The organism is Actinoallomurus purpureus (genome assembly GCF_024055795.1).
In the GTDB taxonomy this organism is placed as follows: domain Bacteria; phylum Actinomycetota; class Actinomycetes; order Streptosporangiales; family Streptosporangiaceae; genus Actinoallomurus; species Actinoallomurus purpureus.
The window spans coordinates 1-17,358 of record NZ_JAMXMY010000026.1; the positions used below are offsets into that span (position 1 = coordinate 1).

18 protein-coding genes are annotated in these 17,358 nt (G+C 71.5%); 2 read left to right on the top strand and 16 right to left on the bottom strand.

The annotated features are described in order from the left end of the window. Positions 1-108: 108 nt before the first annotated feature. The 12 genes from NE236_RS35795 to NE236_RS35855 form a co-directional block, all read right to left on the bottom strand. Positions 109-774: an ABC transporter ATP-binding protein gene (locus tag NE236_RS35795; protein WP_252846685.1), complete on the bottom strand. Its 666-nt coding sequence runs from the start codon at positions 772-774 to the stop codon at positions 109-111. After that, on the bottom strand, positions 758-1,567 hold the full coding sequence (locus tag NE236_RS35805) for an ABC transporter ATP-binding protein (protein ID WP_289851317.1): 810 nt from the start codon (positions 1,565-1,567) through the stop codon (positions 758-760). Before NE236_RS35805 ends, NE236_RS35795 begins: the two co-directional genes overlap by 17 nt. Next, complete coding sequence (locus NE236_RS35810; RefSeq protein WP_252846686.1) at positions 1,567-2,559, bottom strand: branched-chain amino acid ABC transporter permease; 993 nt, start codon at positions 2,557-2,559, stop codon at positions 1,567-1,569. The genes NE236_RS35805 and NE236_RS35810 overlap by 1 nt, the downstream gene beginning before the upstream one ends. After that, the gene (locus tag NE236_RS35815; RefSeq protein WP_252846687.1) at positions 2,556-3,449 is read right to left on the bottom strand and encodes a branched-chain amino acid ABC transporter permease; all 894 of its coding nucleotides are present in this window, start codon (positions 3,447-3,449) and stop codon (positions 2,556-2,558) included. The genes NE236_RS35810 and NE236_RS35815 overlap by 4 nt, the downstream gene beginning before the upstream one ends. Positions 3,450-3,458: 9 nt before the next feature. Beyond that, positions 3,459-4,610, bottom strand: a complete 1,152-nt coding sequence (locus NE236_RS35820) for a branched-chain amino acid ABC transporter substrate-binding protein (RefSeq protein WP_252846688.1) — start codon at positions 4,608-4,610, stop codon at positions 3,459-3,461. Between the two features lie 96 nt (positions 4,611-4,706). Next, the gene (locus NE236_RS35825) at positions 4,707-5,711 is read right to left on the bottom strand and encodes a 4-hydroxyproline epimerase (RefSeq protein ID WP_252846689.1); all 1,005 of its coding nucleotides are present in this window, start codon (positions 5,709-5,711) and stop codon (positions 4,707-4,709) included. Further along, a complete protein-coding gene (locus NE236_RS35830) occupies positions 5,704-6,600 on the bottom strand; it encodes a dihydrodipicolinate synthase family protein (protein WP_252846690.1) in 897 nt (298 codons plus the stop codon). Before NE236_RS35830 ends, NE236_RS35825 begins: the two co-directional genes overlap by 8 nt. 82 nt (positions 6,601-6,682) lie before the next feature. Beyond that, a complete protein-coding gene (locus NE236_RS35835) occupies positions 6,683-8,194 on the bottom strand; it encodes an FAD/NAD(P)-dependent oxidoreductase (protein WP_252846691.1) in 1,512 nt (503 codons plus the stop codon). Beyond that, positions 8,187-8,438, bottom strand: coding sequence for a (2Fe-2S)-binding protein (locus NE236_RS35840; RefSeq protein WP_252846692.1), 252 nt, complete (start codon positions 8,436-8,438; stop codon positions 8,187-8,189). Before NE236_RS35840 ends, NE236_RS35835 begins: the two co-directional genes overlap by 8 nt. After that, the gene (locus NE236_RS35845) at positions 8,435-9,577 is read right to left on the bottom strand and encodes an NAD(P)/FAD-dependent oxidoreductase (protein WP_252846693.1); all 1,143 of its coding nucleotides are present in this window, start codon (positions 9,575-9,577) and stop codon (positions 8,435-8,437) included. Before NE236_RS35845 ends, NE236_RS35840 begins: the two co-directional genes overlap by 4 nt. A 155-nt stretch (positions 9,578-9,732) precedes the next feature. Beyond that, on the bottom strand, positions 9,733-10,428 hold the full coding sequence (locus NE236_RS35850) for a hypothetical protein (RefSeq protein ID WP_252846694.1): 696 nt from the start codon (positions 10,426-10,428) through the stop codon (positions 9,733-9,735). Positions 10,429-10,570: 142 nt separating this feature from the next. Then, positions 10,571-11,401, bottom strand: coding sequence for a hypothetical protein (locus NE236_RS35855; RefSeq protein WP_252846695.1), 831 nt, complete (start codon positions 11,399-11,401; stop codon positions 10,571-10,573). Positions 11,402-11,829: 428 nt separating this feature from the next. Here NE236_RS35855 and NE236_RS35860 point away from each other — a divergent pair, with 428 nt between their 5' ends. Next, positions 11,830-13,083 (top strand): nucleotidyl cyclase domain-containing protein, encoded by a 1,254-nt coding sequence (locus NE236_RS35860; RefSeq protein WP_252846696.1) that lies wholly within the window; start codon positions 11,830-11,832, stop codon positions 13,081-13,083. Between the two features lie 5 nt (positions 13,084-13,088). Here the strand turns inward: NE236_RS35860 and NE236_RS35865 are convergent, their stop codons facing one another. The 3 genes from NE236_RS35865 to NE236_RS45350 form a co-directional block, all read right to left on the bottom strand. Then, the gene (locus tag NE236_RS35865) at positions 13,089-13,787 is read right to left on the bottom strand and encodes a dienelactone hydrolase family protein (protein WP_252846697.1); all 699 of its coding nucleotides are present in this window, start codon (positions 13,785-13,787) and stop codon (positions 13,089-13,091) included. A gap of 121 nt (positions 13,788-13,908) precedes the next feature. Continuing rightward, entirely contained in the window at positions 13,909-14,469 is a 561-nt protein-coding gene (locus NE236_RS35870; protein WP_252846698.1) for a winged helix-turn-helix domain-containing protein, read from the bottom strand. A gap of 118 nt (positions 14,470-14,587) precedes the next feature. After that, positions 14,588-14,926 carry a putative leader peptide gene (locus NE236_RS45350; protein WP_372494492.1) on the bottom strand — a complete coding sequence of 113 codons (339 nt, stop codon included), beginning with the start codon at positions 14,924-14,926 and terminating at the stop codon, positions 14,588-14,590. On the opposite strand from NE236_RS45350, the gene NE236_RS35875 reads away from it, so the two are divergent. Then, entirely contained in the window at positions 14,925-15,314 is a 390-nt protein-coding gene (locus tag NE236_RS35875) for an STAS domain-containing protein (RefSeq protein WP_252846699.1), read from the top strand. The genes NE236_RS45350 and NE236_RS35875 overlap by 2 nt on opposite strands. Positions 15,315-15,382: 68 nt before the next feature. Here NE236_RS35875 and NE236_RS35880 read toward each other — a convergent pair whose 3' ends face one another. Next, complete coding sequence (locus NE236_RS35880) at positions 15,383-17,191, bottom strand: S9 family peptidase (RefSeq protein ID WP_252846700.1); 1,809 nt, start codon at positions 17,189-17,191, stop codon at positions 15,383-15,385. Positions 17,192-17,358 lie beyond the last annotated feature (167 nt).

Genomic DNA, 17,358 nt, shown 5'->3' on the forward strand with positions numbered 1-17,358 from the left:
CGGGACGGTGTGTGTGGCGGGCTCGCTCAGTGGGTGGGCGATCACGGACTTCCAACCGGTAGCGATGATCCCGTCCGGAACCAAGCTCACGGCGTTCCACAGCGACAACTACAAGGGCAGCGCGGGCCCGTCCAGGACGCAGCGCCCGTTCTCGATCACGTAGCCCCGGTGGGCGATCTTCAGCGCGGCCTTGGCGTTCTGCTCGACGAGCAGGACCGCCGTGCCGGCCTGGTTGATGTCACGGATGACGTCCATGACCGCCGCGACGATCAGCGGTGCCAGCCCCATCGACGGCTCGTCGAGCATGAGCAGCCGGGGCCCGGCGACCAGGGCCCGGCCGATGGCCAGCATCTGCTGCTCGCCGCCGGACAGGGTGCCGCCGTGCTGGGTGCGCCGCTCGGCCAGCTTGGGCAGGAGCGTGTACGCCCGGTCGACGCGGCCGGCGAGCTCCTTGGCATCGCGTACGAGGTAGCCGCCGAGCAGCAGGTTCTCGTGGACCGTCAGGGTGCTGAAGATCCGGCGTCCCTCGGGCACGTGCACGAGGCCGCGCCCCACGATCTTGGGCGGGGCTTCGCGGGTGATGTCGTCGCCCTCGTACGCGATCCGGCCCGCGCCGGGCCGGACCAGCCCGGAGACGGCCGACAGCGTCGTCGTCTTGCCGGCACCGTTGTTGCCGAGCAGCGCGACGATCTCGCCCTCTCCCACGGTGAGCGACATCCCGCGCAGGGCCTGGACCCCGCCGTAGCTCACCTCCAGGTCACTGACCTCGAGCACCGCCGACCTCCTCTCTGGCCGCCTCGACCTCTGCCTCGTCGGCGTCCCGCCCGAGGTACGCCTCGATCACCGCCGGATCGCCCCGGACCTCCTCGGGCGGCCCGTCGGCGATCTCCCTGCCGAAGTTGAGCACGACCACCCGGTCGGAGACCTCCATGACCAGGCCCATGTCGTGCTCGATGAGCGCGATCGCGATGCCGAGGTCGCGGATCCGCCGGATCAGGTCGAGTAGCTCGGTCTTCTCGCCGTGGTTGAGGCCGGCCGCGGGCTCGTCGAGCAGCAGCAGCTTCGGGCGGCGGGCCAGCGCGCGGGCGATCTCGACCCGGCGCTGCTCGCCGTACGGCAGGTACCGCACGAGCCCGGCGCGGTCGGCCCGCAGGCCGACGAAGTCGAGCCACTTGTCGGCCTCGTCGGTGCCCTCCCGCTCGCTGCGGCGGTACCGCGGCGTGTGCAGCAGTGCGTCGACGACCCGCTGCCGCAGCCACAGGTGCGTGCCGGCCCGTACGTTGTCGAGCACGGACATCTCGCCGAACACCCGCAGGTTCTGGAACGTCCGGGAGACGCCCTTCGCCGCGATCAGCGAGGGCCGCCGCCCGGTCACGTCCGCACCGTCGATCCGGATCCGGCCGGCGGTCGGCTTGTAGAACCCGGTGACGCAGTTGAACGCCGACGTCTTGCCCGCGCCGTTCGGGCCGATCACCGAGACGATCTCACCCGCGCCGACGCCGAACGTCAGGCCGTCCACGGCCAGCACGCCGCCGAAGGCCAGTCGCAGGTCCTCGACTTCCAGCATCACCGCTCCCTCGATCGATGGGGCCACAGGCCCTGCGGCCGGGCGATCATCACGATGATCAGCAGGACGCCGAAGGCGAAGAACCGGTAGTCGGCCAGGCCCCGCAGCATCTCCGGCAGCAGACTGATCACGATGGCGCCGAGCACCACGCCGGGCGTCGAGCCCATGCCGCCGAGCACGACCGCCATCAGCACGAGCGCCGACTGCAGGAACGTGAAGCTGGCCGGTGAGATCGCCGACAGCTGGGCCGCGAACAGCACGCCGGCCAGGCCGCCCCAGACCGCGCCCGCGATGTAGGCGGCGAGCTTCACCTTGTAGGTGTTGATGCCCATCGCCTCGGCGGCGTCCTCGTCCTCGCGGACGAATCGCCAGGCCCGGCCGATGCGGGACCGGCCGAGCCGGGCGGCCATCAGCACCGCCACGGCGACGATCAGCAGCACCGCGTAGTAGAAGACCACCGGATCGGACGAGGCGTCCCCGAACAGGCCGGGGATGCCGTAGATGCCGGACGGGCCGCCGGTGATGCTCAGGTTGTTGGCCGTGATCCGGATGATCTCTCCGAACCCGAGCGTCACGATCGCCAGGTAGTCGCTGCGCAGCCGGAGCGTCGGCCCGCCGATGATCACGCCTGCCAGCACCGTCACGACGATCACCGCCGGGATGGTCGCCAGCAGTGGCAGCTTCAGCTCCGTGGACAGAACGCCGCTGGTGTAGGCGCCGACCGCGAAGAACGCGGCGTACCCGAGGTCGAGCAGACCGCAGTAGCCGACCACGATGTTCAGCCCGACGGCGAGCATGACGAAGACGACCGCGCTGGTCATCACGTCCATCGCGTACGGCGTGGCGATGATGAACGGCGCGAGCAGGCCGACCGCCAGGCCCGCCCAGCCAAGGTGCCGGCTCTCCAGGAAGCGCGTGACGAACGTCGGGCCCCGGCCCTTGACCGGCTTGACCGGCGGGTCCTGGACGGCGGCGCCGTTGCCCGCGCTCACACTCTCTCCGTCACGCGTTCGCCGAGCAGGCCGGTGGGCCGCACGGTCAGGAACAGGATCAGGAAGCCGAACGCGAAGACGTCGCGCCACTGCCCGCCGACGAAGTGGGTGCCGAACGACTCCAGCAGGCCGAGCAGCAGACCGCCGAGCATGGTGCCCGGGATGTTGCCGATGCCGCCGATGACTGCCGCGGTGAACGCCTTCAGCCCGATGATGAAGCCCATCAGGAAGTCGATCTTGCCGTAGTAGCCGCCGGCCATGACGCCCGCCGCCCCGGCGAGCGCCGAGCCGATGAAGAACGTCCGGGAGATCACCTTGTCCACGTCGATGCCCATGAGCAGGCACGCTTTGGGATCGAGCGCGATGGCCCGCATGGCGCGGCCCTGGCGGGTCCGGGTGATCAGTACGTTGAGCGCGACCATGAGGACGACGGAGACCGACATCAGGGCGATCTGCTGCCACGTGACACGCGCGCCCAGGACGTTCAGCGCCGTGCCGTCCAGCCGTACCGGGTAGACCTTCGGGTTGGGCCCGGCGACGATGCGGGTGCCGTACTCCAGCGCGAACGACGCACCGACCGCCGTGAGCAGCAGGGACAGCCGGGGCGCGCCGCGCAGCGGGCGGTAGGCGATCCGCTCGATGACGACGCCGGACAGGCCGGTCGCCACCATCGTGAGGATCAGCACGACGAACAGCGCGACGAGCGAGGAGGACTTCACCAGCCCGCCCATCGTGCCGAGCATCGCGAACCCGCTGAACGCGCCGAGCATGTAGAGGTCGCCGTGGGCGAAGTTGAGCAGCTTGATGACGCCGTACACCATGCTGTAGCCCAGCGCGACCAGTGCGTAGAACGAGCCGACGAACAGCCCGTTCCAGATCAGCTGTGACATGTCAGGGGCCTACTTCAGCGCGTCCTGCAGGACGAACTTGCCGTTCTTGACGACCAGGATCACGAAGCCGCCGCTCGTCAGCGTGTGCTGCGGGGTGAACTTCAGCGGGCCGGAGAACAGCTGCAGTCCGCTGATGCCCTCCAGCGCCGAGACGAGCTTGTCGCCGTCGGTGCTCCCGGCCTTCTTGATGGCCTCGGCCGCGACGCGCACCGCGTCGTAGGACTGTGTGGAGTACGGCCCGGGCTCGGCGCCGAACTTCTGCTTGTAGGAGGCGATCCAGTTCTCCGCGCCCTGGATGGTGTCCGGGGTCTGGGTCATCGTGGCGTACGCGCCCTCGGCGGTCGACCCGCCGGCGATCTTTACGAGCTTGGCGTCCACCGAGCCGTCGCCGACCATGAACTTGCCCTTGTACCCGGCCTGCCGCAGCTGCCGCAGGATCAGGCCGCCCTCCTGGTAGTAGCCGGTCCAGTAGATGAAGTCCGGGTTCGAGCGCAGCACGTTGGTGATGTTCGCGGAGTAGTCGGACTCGCCGGGGGTGACCGCCTCCAGCGTCGCCTTGTCCGGGCCGCCGGGCTTGTCGAGTTCGGCGGCGGTGCGCACCGCGATGTCCTTGGAGTACGACGTGTTGTCGTGGACGACCGCGACCTTCTTGGCCCCGCTCTTGGTCACCCAGGCCATCGCGGCGGCGGCCTGCTGGTCGCCGGTGCCGTTGACGAAGAACACGTGCTTGAGCTTCTGGTCGACCAGCTCGGTCGAGTTGGCCGCCGGAATGATCATGGGGATCTTGCGGCGGTCGAAGACCGGCAGCGTGGGCAGGGTCGCGCCCGAGCAGTACCCGCCGACCGACACCGCGACGTTCGCGGCGACCAGCTTGTTCGCGGCGGCGACCGCCGTCTTCGGGTCGCACGCGTCGTCCTCGGCGCGCAGCTGCAGCTTGCGGCCGAGCACGCCGCCCTTCGCGTTGAGCTCGTCGATCGCCAACTGGGCGCCGTTCTTCATGTACGGGCCGATGTCGGCACTGCTGCCGGACAGCGGGATGTCCATCCCGAGCAGAATCGGGCCCTTGTCCTTCTTGCTGTCGCCGCCGAGCACACCCTGGCCACAGGCCGAGGCGGACAGAGCGGTCGCCGCCAGCGCGACGCCGAGCGCTGCTTTTCTCATGGAGATCTCCGATGGTGAACGACGGGATAGGAGGAGATGGCGGCGCGGCCGGGTGGCCGCGCCGCGTCGGGGACGGTCGGTCTCAGGAGTGGGGGATCACAACAGGAACCCCTCCGGGAAGGGGTCGTCCGGGTCGAGCAGATACTGCGCGGTGCCGGTCACCCAGGCCCGGCCGGTGATCGCCGGGACGATCGCGGGCCGCGAGCCGCCGACGGTCGTCTCCTCGGTGATCCGGCCGATGAACCGGCTGCCGATGAACGACTCGTTGACGAAATCCTGGCCGGGCGCCAGCTCGCCGCGCGCGTGCAGCTGGGCGAGCCGGGCCGAGGTGCCGGTGCCGCACGGCGAGCGGTCGAACCAGCCGGGGTGGATCGCCATCGCGTGCCGCGAGTGCTTCGCGTCCGAGCCCGGCGCGACGAACTGCACGTGGTGGCAGCCCGCGATCGCGGGGTTCTCCGGGTGCACCGGGCGGCGCTGCTCGTTGATCGCCTCCATCATCGCCAGCCCGGCGGCGAGGATGTCGTTCTTGCGGGCCCGGTCGAACGGCAGCCCGACCCGCTCGATCGGCAGGATCGCGTAGAAGTTGCCGCCGTAGGCCATGTCGTACGTGACGGGGCCGATCCCCGCCACCTCGACGCTCTGGTCGAGGGCGTCGACGAACGACGGGACGTTCTGGATGGTCACGCTCTCGGCCGCACCGTCGCGCACCGCGACCTCGGCGACGACGAGCCCGGCCGGGGTGTCCAGCCGGATCCTTGTCACCGGCTCGGTCACCTCCACCATCCCGGTCTCGACCAGCACGGTGGCGACCCCGATCGTGCCGTGCCCGCACATCGGCAGGCAGCCGGACACCTCGATGAACAGCACGCCGTAGTCGGCGTCCGGCCGGGTCGGCGGCTGAAGGATCGCGCCGCTCATCGACGCGTGCCCGCGCGGCTCGTACATCAGCAGGGTGCGGATGTGGTCGAGGTGCTCCATGAAGTGCGCGCGCCGCTCGAACATGGTCGCGCCCGGGATGACGCCGACTCCGCCGGTGATGACGCGGGTCGGCATCCCCTCGGTGTGCGAGTCCACGGCGTGGAAGACGTGCCTGCTACGCATTGCTCTCCAGGTGCGCGGCGGCCTCCGTGGCGGCCCGCACGGTCGCGGCCTGGTCGCCGGTCAGCGGCAGGCGGGGCGGGCGGCACGGCCCGCCGTACCCGCCCATGACGTCCATGGACAGCTTGATGGCCTGGACGAACTCCGTCCGGGAGTCCCAGCGCAGCAGGGGGTGCAGCGCCCGGTAGAGGGGCAGCGCCCGGTCGAGGTCGCCGGCGACGGCCGCCCGGTACAGCGCGACGCTCGCCTTCGGCAGGGCGTTCGGGTACCCGGCGATCCAGCCCTTGGCGCCGGCGATGGCCAGCTCGAGGAGCACGTCGTCCGCGCCGATCAGCAGGTCGAGCTCGGGGGCGAGCTCGGCGATCCGGTAGGCGCGGCGCACGTCGCCGCTGAACTCCTTGACCGCGACGATGTGGCCGGCCTCGTGCAGGCGGGCCAGCAGCTCCGGGGTGAGATCCACCTTGGTGTCGTACGGGTTGTTGTACGCGACGATCGGCAGCCCCGCCTTGGCCACCTCGGCGTAGTGCGCCTCGACGATCCGGTCGTCGGCGCGGTAGGCGTTCGGCGGGAGGAGCAGCACCGCGCCCGCGCCCGCATCGGCGGCCTGCTCGGCCCAGCGCCGCGACTCGGCGGAGCCGTACGCCGCGACGCCCGGGACGACACGGTCGCCGCCGATCGCCTCCACCGCGGTCCGCACGACCTGCGCCCGCTCCTCGGCGGTGAGGTTCTGGTACTCGCCGAGCGAGCCGTTGGGGCACACGCCGTCGCAACCGGCGTCGACCAGCGCGCGGACGTGCTGGGCGTACCGGTCGAAGTCGACCGACAGGTCCTCTCGCAGCGGCAGCGCGGTGGCGACCAAGATGCCGTGCCAGGGCTTACGGGGGGCACTCATGTGGATCTCCCTGATGCGATGTGACATTTCACGTTGGACCGGGCATGACCGTCAAGATGTGGCGAGACTCGTGACAGGTCCGTTATGCCGGGTTAATCGGATGGTTCCCGTCCCGGGGCCGTACGGCACCCTCAGGGCCGGCCCTGAGGGTGCCGTCGCGTGGACGTACGGGTCGGCCGCCCGCGCCGTCACGCGGCCGTACGGGCGGGTCCTGCGCGACCTCATGTGGGCGTACGGGCGCGTCGTCCGCCAGGTCGCGGAGGCGTACGGGCTGGGCGATCGGCCGCCGCGCCGTACCGAGCAGGTCGTCGGGGCCCGGCGACCGCCCGCAGGCCGAGGCGGCGAGCCAGGACGTCGCGTAGCCGCACACCCGGCCCTGGCACCAGCCCATGCCCGCCCGGCTGAGCAGCTTGGCCGAGCGCGGATCGGTGGCGCCCAGCCCGGCCGCCTCGGCGATCCGCCCGCGCGTGACCTCCTCGCAGCGGCAGACGATCGTGTCGTCCCGCAGCCGGTCCATCCAGCCGGGATGGACCGGATACGCCCGGTGCATGGCCTCGGCGAACGCCCGCAGCCGCCGCCGTCGCGCCACCAGGCGCCGTACGCCGGCCGGATCCGCCGCGATCCCGCCGAGCGCCTCGGCGGCGGCCAGCCCCGCCAGCTCCCCCTCGACCAGCGACAGCTGGGCGCCGCCGACGCCGGTCGTCTCCCCCGCCGCGTACACGCCGGGCACGCTGGTGCGCTGCGCGGCGTCGGCCACGACGACGAGGCTGCCGTCGGCGTCCATCCGGGTGGCGCAGCCGAGTTGCACGGGGATCTCCAGCTGCGGAGTGAAGCCGTAGCCGACGGCGACCGTGTCGCACACGATCACACGCTCGCGCACCGAAGCCCCGTCGCGGTCGAGCCGGGCGACGGTGACCGCCTCGACCCGGCCGTCCCCATGCGCCGCGACCACGGCGTGGCCCGTGCGGTACGGGATCCGGTACCGCACCAGCAGGGCGGCGTAGCCGACGGCCTCCCGCAGCTTGTCCGCGTGCCCCGCGACCCGGCGGGCGAACCCGTACGGCCGGTTGCCCTCGAAGACGCCCGCGACCGTGGCGCCGGCCCCGGCCAGGCCGGTGGCGACCGGGAGCAGGAACGGCCCCGTCCCCGCCACGACGACCCGCTCGCCCGCCGTCACGCGGTCGCCCTTCAGCAGCGCCTGCGCGCCGCCCGCGGTCAGGACGCCGGGCAGGTCCCAGCCGGGGAACGGCAGCGACCGGTCGTGAGCGCCGGTCGCGACGATGACCGTTCGCGCGTCGATCCGCACCGGCCGTTCGTCGCGGTCCCCCGCGAGCGCGTGCACGGTGAAGCCGTCCTCTACGTTCCAGACCCGGTGACCCGGCAGGTACGTCAACCGGTCCAGCGCGTCCCGCAACCGGACGAACGCGTCCCACCCGTGGTGCAGCGCGCCCGTCTCGGCCGCGTGGTGCCGGTAGTACTGCCCGCCCGGCCGCCGGCCCGCGTCGACCAGGGCGACGTCCAGCCCGGCCGTCGCCGCCGTCACCGCCGCGGCCAGGCCCGCCGGCCCGGCGCCGATCACCACCACGTCACGCATCGGGGCCACCGCCCTGCACGACGTCTCCCGGTCGCGCCTCGACCATGCACGCCCGAAGCGACGGGCGGCCGTTGACGGTGATGAGGCAGTCGAAGCACACGCCGATCCCGCAGAACAGCCCACGCGGCCGTCCGCCGAACCGGGTCGTCCGCCAGGACCTGATGCCGGCGGCGGTCAGGGCGGCGCCGATGCTCTGGCCCGGTTCGAACGGCACCGGCCGGCCCTCGAAAACGATCTGACTCATGGCTGCTCCGGGAAGCGGTCGGGGCGGAACGGTCCGAGGTCGAGGTCCGGCCGCGCGCCGGTGAGGGACTGGGCGAGCAGGTGACCGGTCGCCGCCGCCAGGCCGATCCCGGCGCCCTCGTGACCGCACGCGTGCAGCAGCCCCTCGGCGCGCGGGTCGGGACCGATGACCGGCAGGTGGTCGGGGCAGTACGGCCGGAATCCGCAGTAGGCGCGGATCGCCGCGACGTCAGCGAGCGCGGGGAACAGCCGGATCGCCTGGCGGGCCAGCCGCCGCAGCGCCGGCAGCGACAGCGTCCGGTCGAAGCCGACCCGCTCCCTGCTGGCGCCGATCAGGATCGTCCCGGACGGGGTGCCCTCGACGACCGCGGAGGACTCCAGCCCCTCGTCGTCGCTGGCGACGTCGGCGACGTACTCCGCCGCGTACACCTTGTGCCGGATCAGCGACGGCAGCGGCTCGGTGACGAGGATGAACCCCCGGCGCGGCAGGATCGGGACGGTGACGCCGGCGAGCGCCGCGACCTCCCCGCCCCAGGTGCCCGCCGCGTTCACGACCGCCCCGGCCGGGAGGTCTCCCCGGTCGGTGCGCACGCCCGTGACCCGGTCGCCGCTCCGCAGCATCCCGGTGACGGTGACGCCCGTACGGACCTCGGCCTTCGACGCGCGCAGCAGATGCGCGGCGGCCAGCATCGGCTGGACCTGCGCGTCCTGCGGATAGAACATCCCGCCCGCGAGGTCCGGTGCCAGGTGCGGCTCGTAGCCGGGAAGCCCGGACGCGGGCACGGCGACCGCGTCGACGCCCGCGGCACGCTGGCGCACGGCCAGCTCCTCCAGCCCGGCCGCGCCCTCCTCGGTCTCGGCGACCACGAGGCCGCCCTTGGTCTCGTACTCGAAGGCCGCGCCGAGCCCGTCCTCGGCGGCCAGCTCCGTCCATCGTGCCGAGGAGAACAGCGCGAGCTCGAGCTCCGGTCCGGGCTCCTTGTCGGAGACGAGAAGGTTGCCCTCCCCCGCGCCGGTGGTGCCGCCCGCCACCGCGCCGCGCTCGATCACGGTCACCGTCAGCCCGGCCCGCGCGGCGTAGTACGCGCAGGCGGCTCCGACGACACCGCCGCCGACGACCACCACGTCAGTGCTGCTCACGAGCAGTAAAATGTCACATGGCTCACCACGCGCACAAGAGTCCAAAGACCCGAGACCCAGGGGCCTGGACGGCATAGCGGTCGGCGACGCCTGGTTCCGGCGCTGCGACGACCTCGACGCCGGCGGATTCCTGCCCGGCCCCGCTCAGAGGTCGGTCAGGTCGCGCCGTGGTGCACGAGGCGACCGAGCGGCGCCAGCAGCAATGTGAGGATCACGACGTCGCACACCATCGCCGACATGTGCGCGCGGATCCAGTGCCGCCTGTCGCCCGCACCGCGCAGCAGCCGGAATGAGGACCGGTGGACGGAGTAGCTCTTGATCGAGCAGAGCGCCAGTCCGAGGATGGCCCCGACGGTCGCGTAGGTCCCGACCGCGTCGGTGGCCTTCACCCCGGCTGGTAGCGGGTCCCGGGCGATCGACAGGAACCCCAGCAACGTCGCCCACAGCGCGGCGACCCCGGTCCTGGCCAGCGCCACGTTCAGCAGTTCACCGGCGGTCGCGTCGTCGCGGAAGTGCTCCCCGAGGCTCATCGCGCGCAGTTCGGCGACGACCAGGGCCCGGGCGAAGACCCAGACCGCGACGACGCCGAACAGGGTCGTCGCGTCGGCCAGCCACCACGGCGGGTCGGACTCGACCCAGACCCGCTCGGCATCGGGCCAGGCCAGGAGGAACAGGCTGAGCGCCGCGACGAGGACGATGTACGGCGCTCGGCGCGCATCGCCGTCGGCGGCAGGGGCACCGGCATCCGGGGCCGGGCGGCCGGGCTTCGGCCTGTCCGCGGCCCTCGGGGCGGTGCCGGTCGAGGTGCCATCGCTCGGTCTCTCACGGCGCCGCCGCGACCGTCCCCCCACGGGCATCCCCTCCCCCGAACTCCAGGCCGGGGACGAACCTACACCGGACCACGCCCGTCACGAGCCGGAGCCAGGCGGAGGGCCCTGACGCGGCCGTGGACGGTGGGGCCCTCCGCGGGCGGAACCCCACCGTCAGATCCCTCTAGGCGCGGGAGGCCTGGTAGTTACGGAACAGCAGGTGCGTGTCGATGATGTCGGAGGACGCGCTTTTGATCGACCGGTAGATCCCCCACTTGGGCCGGACGTAGTCGCCCTCGTCGGGGATGTTCACGTTGGACATGCTCTTGTCGACCACGACGGGGGCACTGGACCCCGTGCCGTTGCGGGCCACGAACCGGGCCTTGCCCTCCGGGCCGATCGTGAAGGTCCACTCGACGGTGATCCACTTGTTGCGCAGCGGGGACAGGTCGGTCGAGGCGATGTCCGGCGACCCGGGCATGCCATACGCCCGGGCCCGGAACGTCTCGCTGCTACCGCTTCGGCCGAGGTCGAGCGTGATCCAGGGCCCGCCGTTCGTGGCGGGCGTCTTGAGCTGGAAGATGTGCGTGAACTTGCTGGTGCCGTGCAGCGTGGTCGGCATGAACATCTCGTACGAGATGGTCCAGGTCTCGCCGTTCTTCATCTTCAGGGCCTTGCCGCCCGACACCATGCCCTTGGACTCGGTGCGCTGCCGGTCGTTGTCACCGGTGCTGTCCAGGTCGTCCTTGTAGATGTCGAACCGGTAGTGGTCGCCCTCGACGTAGACGTACTTGCGGCCCGGGTGCTTGCCGACGCGGTCGGCCTCGATGCCCTCGAAGGCGTTCAGGCCGTCGCTGGACGGGCTCGGCGACCAGAGCACCTGGGCGGCGTACGCGCTGCCGGCCGTGGCGGCGGTCCATCCGGTGACCGCGAGCGGTGCGGCGATCGCGGCGGCGGCCAGGGTGCCGAGCACTCTGCGGCGTGCGTACCCGGGCGTAGCGGAGGGGTGGATCACGGCGACTCCTTCCTGGTGCGCGAGGCGGCCGAGGAGCGCCGCCACGCGACGGGGCGGGGCACACGACCCTCGTGGCCGGTCGGCGCGAGAGGGGTGTGAAGCCATGGAATCATCGGATGACTAATCCATCAACAAGCTTTACAAAAAAGATCGCCCATCAGCGGCGAAGCACCGCACGACAGCGGGTCCACAGCCAAATTTCGTCGACGATGCAAGGTGCCTGGACCACTCATCCACCCCAGAGGACGAGCGTCGACAGGGATTGGCGGCACGTACGGCCTCACAGGCGAGAGGCGATACATCCGACGTCTCGCCATCTCCCTGGCGCCGCCGGGCTGCCATCGGCCCCGCGAGTCGCGGCCTTTACAAAGTAGAGTTCTATCACTCTCCGAATACTAATGATCACTTTACGTTGTTACGATGGTGCGATGACCCCTGAATCCCCCACAGGCCGGCACGCGCCCGGCGATTTCGACATCGCCCGTGACGTCGCCGGCGGGCTTCCCCTGGCACTGGTCGAGCAATGGCGGCGCGGCGGTCAGACCGCCGCGGACGCGCGGCGCCTCCTGAGCCGATACGCGATCGACGGCTACAGCGTCGTGTCGGACTCGGCGGGGCTCACGAAGCTCAGCGAGCGGCTGGCACTGCTGGAGGTGCTGGCGCTCATCGACCGGCCGAAGCGGATCCTGCACGCGTACGGCCGCGCCATCGGGGGCCGGGCGATCGGAGTGTGGGCGGCCGACAACGCCCAGCTGTTCCATCCGGCCGCCACCCGCGCTCCGGCGCTGCTGTCCGCCCTGCTGAGCGTGCAGGACGAGATCGAGCGCCATTGCCGGATCCGGATCGCGATCGGCGTCCACCACGGGATCTTCAGCGAGCTGTCCGGCGGCCTGTACGGCGCGGACGCCGAGGGGATCGAGGACCTCGCGGAGAACCATCTCGACGGCGGCGAGATCGCCGTGACCCAGCCGGTGGTCGACCGGCTCCCGGCCGGCCACGCCTTCACCCTGCGGCGCAAGGACGGCCCGCCCCATCCGCTCGGCGCCGTCCACCAGGTGCTCGACGGTCCCCGCCTGGAGGACGTGCGCCCCGACGAGGACGAGCGGTACCCCATTCCGTACTCCCCCGACCTGCACGCCGACCTCCTGCGCCTGGAGCGCTCTCCCGCAGACCCCGAGCTCCTCCCCCGGCTGACCGCCCGTCACCTCCACGACCGCACCGTCGTCCTGGTCGAACGCGGCGCCGCCCCGGCGGAGACACCCGACCTCGCGCTGCTGCGCGGGCTGGCCCTGTCGGCCGCGATGAAGGAGACGGGCCTGCGCCTGCTGCCCCCGAGCGGCGCCGCCGAGATCAAGGTCGCCGGTCCGCTGGCCATCTACCTCTTCGACGAACCCGCGCCCGCGGTCCACTTCGCGCTACGGCTCCGCGCGGGCCTGGCCGAACGCGAGATCGTCTGCCGGATCGGCGTGGACACCGGACCGGTGCTGACCGCCAAGACGCCCGGCGGCGGCCGGGACATCGCCGGAGCACCGGTCAACCTCGCGTCCAAGATGGCCCAGGACATCGGACGGCCCGGCCACGTCTACCTCAGCGCGGCCCTGCGCGAGCAGACCGGCCTGGGCCGCTTCGTGCCGGTCGAGCGGGCCGTCTCCGGCGTGCGCATCAGCTTCTTCGAGGGATGAGTTCGTTAGCGCAGGTGGCGGGCGAGGAAGTCCTCGGCGCGGCTCCAGGCGCGGGCGGCGGGTTCGGGATCGTAGAACATCGGCGCCTTGCGGTTGTGGAAGGCGTGCCCCGCCTGCTCCTCGACGTGGATCTCGACGTTGGGCCGATCCGCGACGGCGGCCTCCACCCGGGCGACGTCCTCGCGCGGGATGTACGGATCGCTGCCGCCGAAGTGCAGTTGCAACGGCCGTTCGATGTCGTCGAGGAGGCCGAGCCGTTTCGGGACGCCGGAGCCGTAGAAGGAGACGACGGCGGCCGCGGTGTCGCGTGCGGCGAGGGCGAAGGCGATCGAACCGCCGAGGCAGAAACCGACGACGCCGACCCGGCCGTCGACCTCGGGCAGTTCGGCGAGGCGATCGAGAGCCGCGGCCGCGTCGGCCACCCCCTGCTCGGCGTCGAAGCGCCGGGCCAGCTCGACCGACGCCCTGAGCCCCGCCTCATCGTGGTCGGCGCGCCAGCCGGGCCGTATCCGCCAGAACAGATCCGGGGCGGCGGCGACATACCCGAGGCCGGCGAGGTCCTCGGCGACCGCCTCGATGTAGTCACCGACCCCGTAGATCTCTTGAACGATCAGAACTCCGGGCCCGGTGCCGCCTTCGGGGAGCCAGACCTTCAGATCGAAGGTACCGCCGGGAACCGCCACCTGCTCGACGCGCGACGTCATGCCGTCCAGCGTAGATCACCGCGGGTCGGCGACCGGTTCGGCCCCCGGCATCGGTGGCGACCTGAGCCGGACGGCTCGATGCGCGCCCGCTACCCGTAGGCGCCGGGCGGGCCGTGATGGCTCACCGGGGCGCCGCGCCCTCTGCCTCCGGGAGCCGGTAGCAGTAGCCCACCCGGCGTACGGTCACCAGGCGCCGGCCGTGGCGCCCGAGCTTGCGGCGCAGCCGATGGACGTGGACGTCCACCGTCCGGGGAACGACCACGGCCGCGCCCTCCCAGACCGCGTTCATCAGGTGGATGCGGGAGAACACCTTTCCGGGACGCGCCGTCAGGTAGTCCAGTAGTTCGAACTCCTGGAACGTCAGCGTCACCTCCTTTCCGTCCACCCAGACGCGCCTGGCGTCGCGCTCGACCACCAGGTCGGCGGTCTCCCGCTCGGCACCCTGTGGGCCCGTGACCGGATGGGCGAACAACCCCGGCACGGTCGCCGGCGTTCCGACGTCCGCCGCCGGGAGCAGATGGGCGGTGATCACCATGACCTGGCCGGTCTCGGGGATGGGGATCACCTCGAGCAGACCGCCCGGTGGCGTGTCGCCCGTGATCGGTGGCAGCCTGCCGCCGAAGCCGGGCCGATCGTCGTCGTTGAGGTGTGCGTCGTGCGTCGCAAGCTGAAGTCGTGGCATTGACGGACTTCCTTGATTCCCATGGGCGTTGACAGGCCGTAGGAGCAGACCGGAGACGGGCGTCGTGAACGGACGGCCGTCACGCACCGCTCCGGCCGCTCGAGAGCTCTTCGGATCTTCAGCGTCGGGGCATGGGAGGCGCACACAGCGCGCTGGCCTGCCGGCGGAGATCGACGTGCCGGCGCACTGTCAAGGGAACGTTGCGGATCACAAGTCCAGAGTGTGGAGATTTCCCTACTTTGTCAATAGGAAATATCAGATAGGTCCGGGCGACGCCCTCATCCGAGACCGGCGCCGCCGCCCTATCGCGGTTCGCCGTTGTTCTGGGGATTCCAGGCCGTGACGGGGGTACGGAAGGGCGAAGGACGCGACGTGGGTTGGCGTAGCATCGGCGAAGGATGATCGGCGGCCGTAAGGTGAACACCGCCATCATTCGGTGCGGAGGTGGAGACGACATGGCGGCGGATCGACCGGACGAAGCGACGCTGGATGTGACGGTCGAACCACGTGATACGTGGTCGCTGGTGCACGTCTCGGGTGAACTCGACTACACGACCGTGGGAGTTCTCCGTGAGCAGCTGGACACCATGCTGTCCGCGGGCCAGATCCAGATCGCGCTTGAGCTGTCCATGCTCGACTTCTGCGACTCGGTGGGGCTGGGGTGTTTCGTCGGCGCGTGGAAGCGCGCCCGTAAGGCCGGCGGCGACCTGCTGCTCCTTCGACCCGCCGGGCATGTTCAGCGGATGCTCCGGATCACGGGGCTCGACAGGTTCCTCTCCAGCCGCGATCAGCTTCCGGGCGGCGCACCGACCGGCGGTGACGCGGACCTGACGGCGGCCCTGTAGACGCTTCACGTCAGACCGGTGGCACACCCACGGCTCCTCGGCCGTCATCGCGTGTTCCGGCAGGACCGTCAGATCGGTGACGCGCCCATCATCGCCAGCCAGTCGGCCTTCTCCGCCAGGGCCGCCGCGATGCCGTCCCGGCTCCGGGGCGAGTGTCCTTCTCCCGGAAGCAAGACGAGCCGCGCTCGGGTCCCATTGGCGATCAGCGCCTGGAACAGCAGCGTCGCCTGGAGCACCGGGGTCGCGGGATTCGGATCGGCCTCGCCGTGGATGATCAGAACGGGCCTCCGGATGCGCGGCGCGTTGACGATCGCGTCGAAGTCCGCGTAGACGCGCGGAGCCTCCCAGAGTGTGCGGGTCTCGTCCTGGAAGCCCAAGAGGGTCAGCTGCCGGGAGTAGGCGCCGCTCTGAACGATCGCCGTGCTGAACAGATCACAGTCCGCGATCGCCAGCAACGCGAGTGTCGCGCCGAAACTGGCACCACCGACGGCGAGAAGGGACGGGCCGGCGTGCTCGGCGACTCCGCTGCCGAGGACCGCTTCGCGGATCTGCCGGACGAGGCGCGGCCGGATCTCCTCGTCGGTAACCCCCGGTGGCCAGCCGGGGACGATCCTCAGGTCGAGGACGCCGTATCCGGCGAGGGTCAGGCCGTAAGGGTCGAGCGTGGAAGAGCCGGCGGGGATCGCCTCGCCGGCCTGTGACAACCAGACGAGGACGGCCGCCGGATCACGTCGGGTGGGCAGGTGGAGCGTGAACTCCGCGTCCGCCTCGGCGATCCTGCCGTGCAGCGGTGGCCGCCCTCCCGGGTGGGCCGGCAGCGGGGACCGCACCCGCCTCCTGTCGCGGACGGTCCTGACATCGCCGGGATCCCAGCCCGCGAGGGTGATGGGCTCCTCGTCCTCCGGCACCGCGAGGTCGAACAGCCGGCTCGCGACCGCGCCCTCGTCCGGCACCTCCCAGACGACCAGGTTGTTCGCGGCGTCGACGGTGGCGAACCGCCGACCGGCCGCCGCCGAACGCGGCGCGACCGCCGCGATCTTGATCAGCGTGGGTGGCCGGAGGCCGAGGGCCAGGCAGCGGACCGGCCGGGGAGCACCGGGGTCGACGACGAGGACGGTATAGGAGCCATCGGCGTCCAGGGCCAGGACGAAGAGGCCGTCCTGGCGGTGCGCGTGGAGGTAGCGTCCTCGGTGCCGGTGCAGCGGGCGACCGGGCTCCACGGCGCCGTCCGCCATCGCGTACGAGGTGATCGCGAAACCGTCCGGGTGACCCGTGACCGTGACGAGGTGCGCCGCCCGCGCGGTCGTCGGCGTGCGCCCGCCTGCTCGCCTCGGCCCGTGAGGCGGCGCAGGGCGGACGGCCTCGACCCAGCAGAACTCGAGCACCGGGCCCTCGTCGACCTGGATCAGGTGCTCATCCGCTGAGCCGGGGATGCCGACCGCCACGACCGCGCGGCCTGTCACCGCCGGAGCGCAGGCCGCGACGTGCCCGGTCGAGGTGCCCCGCACCCGCTGGTACGGCCGGGTGTCGAGGGAGATCGGACCGGCCGTGCCTCTGCCCGGATCCAGGGCGACGAAGCGGAATGGGTGGTACGCCGGGTGTGGAGCGTCCTTCAGGACCCGGACCCGTTCACCCGGCGTCGCCGCGAAGACGCGCTCGAACACCGGGTGCGTGGCGTCGCCGGGCGCGGTCATGGGGTCGCGCGGGCCGGGTGACGGGTCCACCGGCACCGCGAGCGAGGAACCTGCCCAGGCCAGGGGTGCCTCATCGAACGGGGGCAGAGCCGGCACCGGGCCCAGGAACGTGACCGAGCGGGCCACGACATCGGCGAGCCAGCATCGTGGGCCGCCGGAATCGATCGCGACGCCCGCGAACAATCGATGCTCCGTCGGGTGCTGGATCGGCTTTCCGAGCACTTCTCGCAGCCGCTCCGGAGCCCAGCGTGTCCCGTCCGGAGAATGAAAGAACAACCGCCCGGACGGAAGTGCCGCCGGAATGCGGTCGGGACGAACGGTGGACGGATATGGCATTCGGATGAGCGAGC